This window comes from Gammaproteobacteria bacterium, assembly GCA_022340215.1.
GTDB lineage: Bacteria > Pseudomonadota > Gammaproteobacteria > JAJDOJ01 > JAJDOJ01 > JAJDOJ01.
The window spans coordinates 1-3,041 of the sequence record JAJDOJ010000145.1 but is presented as its reverse complement, the minus strand read 5'-3'; the positions used below and the strand labels follow the sequence as shown (position 1 = coordinate 3,041).

The 3,041-nt window shown below is 60.2% G+C and carries 6 protein-coding genes; 2 read left to right on the top strand and 4 right to left on the bottom strand.

All coding sequences use genetic code 11. From position 1 onward, the window contains the following. Positions 1-258 (bottom strand): transposase (locus tag LJE91_10420; protein ID MCG6869107.1); only part of this gene is annotated, 258 nt, incomplete at its 3' end. 379 nt (positions 259-637) lie between these two features. Between LJE91_10420 and LJE91_10415 the strand changes: the two genes are divergently transcribed. After that, on the top strand, positions 638-1,357 hold the full coding sequence (locus LJE91_10415) for a hypothetical protein (protein MCG6869106.1): 720 nt from the start codon (positions 638-640) through the stop codon (positions 1,355-1,357). Positions 1,358-1,377: 20 nt separating this feature from the next. Here LJE91_10415 and LJE91_10410 read toward each other — a convergent pair whose 3' ends face one another. Next, positions 1,378-1,713 carry a type II toxin-antitoxin system HicB family antitoxin gene (locus tag LJE91_10410; GenBank protein MCG6869105.1) on the bottom strand — a complete coding sequence of 112 codons (336 nt, stop codon included), beginning with the start codon at positions 1,711-1,713 and terminating at the stop codon, positions 1,378-1,380. Continuing rightward, positions 1,710-1,964 (bottom strand): type II toxin-antitoxin system HicA family toxin, encoded by a 255-nt coding sequence (locus LJE91_10405; protein MCG6869104.1) that lies wholly within the window; start codon positions 1,962-1,964, stop codon positions 1,710-1,712. The genes LJE91_10410 and LJE91_10405 overlap by 4 nt, the downstream gene beginning before the upstream one ends. A gap of 69 nt (positions 1,965-2,033) precedes the next feature. Between LJE91_10405 and LJE91_10400 the strand changes: the two genes are divergently transcribed. Then, positions 2,034-2,585: a DUF2460 domain-containing protein gene (locus LJE91_10400; GenBank protein ID MCG6869103.1), complete on the top strand. Its 552-nt coding sequence runs from the start codon at positions 2,034-2,036 to the stop codon at positions 2,583-2,585. Between the two features lie 51 nt (positions 2,586-2,636). Here the strand turns inward: LJE91_10400 and LJE91_10395 are convergent. Next, positions 2,637-3,041 (bottom strand): transposase (locus tag LJE91_10395; GenBank protein ID MCG6869102.1); only part of this gene is annotated, 405 nt, incomplete at its 5' end.

Below are 3,041 nucleotides of genomic sequence, written 5' to 3'. Positions count from 1 at the left end.
TGGCGTGCTGGACCAGGGCCAATCGGCCGCCGTGTTCGACAACTTTGCTTTAACTGGATTCAAAGCCACGTAACGGAATGCCGCCATCAGGTGGCGCTCGTCCATCGCTACACAGCCGAATCGCCCCTGAAACAAGTGGCCGGTAACCCGCAGTCTCGCGTTGATATACCCACTGTATAGACGATGGGTTTCTCCCACTGCTCTCGACAACCCAGAGTCCTCCGACGGGACAAGGATCAAGTGGATATGATTCGGCACAAAACAATAGGATCAGACCGCTACGCCATTCGACTTACAGGACTGCGCCAACCAGTCCTTGTAGAGAGCATAATCGTCGTCGACCAGGAACACCCGCTGACGTCTATTTCCGCGCTGCGTTACATGGTGCGCCACACAGGTGACGATAATCCGAGGAAGTCGCGACATCCAATCTTCATAAACCTATTCGAAATTAGGGTCTATCCGGAATTAGTGTTAATGGTAAGGTGTCACCGTAATGATGTAATTAGGACCGTAATTAGGGGGAACCGTCGCACCGACACCGGGCGGGACACCATCCGGGCCGATCGGTTTCGGCGCTGCACTCGACCAGGCGGTGGCGCGACAAAGCGAGGCCGCGGCAAAGATCCAGGAGTAGATGCAGCGCTCGGCCGAGGCGGTCAAGGACCTGCTCGATTCCACCCGCGCGCACAACCGGGAACTGGACCGTAACCGTGAGCTCTATGATGCCGGCTATCTCTCGGGCGAGGAGTATGCGCACGTGCAGCAGGACGTGCAGCGGCGCATCGGCGAAGTCCGCGGCGGCTTCGAGGAGGTCAACGTCGCGATCGCCGAGACCGGCGAGCAGCTCAATCAATTCGGTGTCCAGGGGGCGCTGTCGGACTTCCTGTTCGACCCCTTCAAGGATGGACTTTCCGGCATGGCGGATAGCCTGCAGCGCACCTTGACCCGCATGGCGGCGGACATCGTCGCTGCGCAACTGGCGAAGAAATTTTTCGGCGACCTCGGTGGGGGCGGCGGCGGTGAGGGCACGGGCGGGATCGTGGGCGCGTGTATCGCCATCGGCAAGAAGGTCCTGGCGATCGTCTTCCACGCCGGGGGCAGCGCGCCGACCCGCGCCGTGCCGGCGCTCGCCTTCGCCAGCGCCCCGTGCTTCGCCGCCGGCGGCGAGGTCCCGGCCATCCTGCACCGGGGCGAGGAGGTCCTCACACGAAGCGATCCCCGCCACCGGCGCAACGGCGGCGCCGGCGGGGTCAACGTCACCAACAATTTCACCATCCAGGGCGAGACATCACGCCAGAGCCAGGAACAGATCGCCGAGGCGCATGAATCCATGAGAGAGCAGGAGTTCTCATGAATCGGGATCGAATTCGATTTTCATTGGCGCACCGTTTCCTTCAGTGCATCGACCACCCATTGATTCAGACTCTTGCCCTGGGCCTGAGCTGCGCCGACGATCTCCGCGTGCAGTTGTGGAGGAACGCGCATGTTGAATTTGCCGGAGTATTCTTTTCTCGGTTCGATGCCATGCTTTTCGCATCCTTCAAGAAATACCCTCAGAGAGATCGCGCCTTCCTTCTTCAGACCCTCGATGTCCTTGGCGTAGAAGTCCGCGCCGCCGTTGAGGCCGACAAACTCGCCGCGGAACATCTCGATCTCGGGATCGTATTGAATGACGGCCCGGAAGCCGTCGATCTCCATCGTGTTCATCATAGTGTCACCCCATTTTCTCGTAACCATTCCCGGATATTGGCGACCGCGCCCTTGTCGGTATCGGGGCGCGGGTGGGGGCGGTGGAAAACCCGCACCTCATCGAACAGAAAAACCTCGAGACGGGAACCTTCCCGCTCGCTGATCTCCGCCCCGAGTGCGATGAGCAGCGCCTCGACTTCGCGCCATTGGATGTTGGCGCTGACCGGGTGGGAGAAGATCAGTTCCAGCGTCCTCTGGTGCTTGCGTTTCATGGGTAGAATAGTACCGTTAAATGGTACTGTTTTCAAGGGGCAACCCATGTGTTTTGGGTGTTGCCTCCCATGACCCCCTTCGCCGAGATCCTGCTGGACGCGGGCCGTGATTACAGCGTCGTCGGCGGGCCGGAGTTCAGCACCGGGATCGTCGCCACCGCGGCTGGGCTCGAGCAGCGCAACCAGAACTGGGAGATCGCACGCGGGCGCTGGCAACTGGGCGAGCGCCACATCAAGAAAACGATCAAGGACGCCCTGCAGGCTGCCACGCCCGGCGGTAGCCTGCAGGGTTTCCGCTTTCGGGACTGGACCGATTACGAGGTCTCGGCTGAAGATTTCGACCCGGCCTGCGCGCGCGACGTGCAACTGATCAAGCCCTACGATGACGGCAGCGGCTACGCCTATGTGCGCACCATCACCAAGCCGAGGAGCGGAGTGACCCTGGTCCGAGCGGGAAGCCCCGAAGGTTACGCCAGCCTGGATACCGCCACCGGCATTCTGTCGCTGACCCGGACAGCGAGGTCGCCCTCGCTTATCTATACGCCGAGAACCCATGCCGGGTTGAGACCGCCTTCGTGCATGGATTCACCACGGGCCAGTCTATCTGGCTGCGCGACCTGACCGGTTACTTAGATTACGGGAGATTACGAGATTACGGTGACACCTTACCATTTACTCCATTTTCTCCGTCAAACCCCACGGTTCCGTAGATACAGGTCGACCTCGTTTGCCGGGACGTATCGCCCGGCCAAGACGCAGCTCGAGTGCTAAAAGCTCCTGATCGTTCATCAATGGTCGCCCGATGCTTTGGCCTTTCATCAAGGCAGCTTCCAATTCGGGGTCCGGCTCCATCGCCAAGAACTTCGCAAGATTTTCTACCCGATCAGGTAACGGACTCACTGTAACCAGCCCATCGTCCTCTCGGCGAAAGTGCGATGGCGTGCTGGACCAGGGCCAATCGGCCGCCGTGTTCGACAACTTTGCTTTAACTGGATTCAAAGCCACGTAACGGAATGCCGCCATCAGGTGGCGCTCGTCCATCGCTACACAGCCGAATCGCCCCTGAAACAAGTGGCC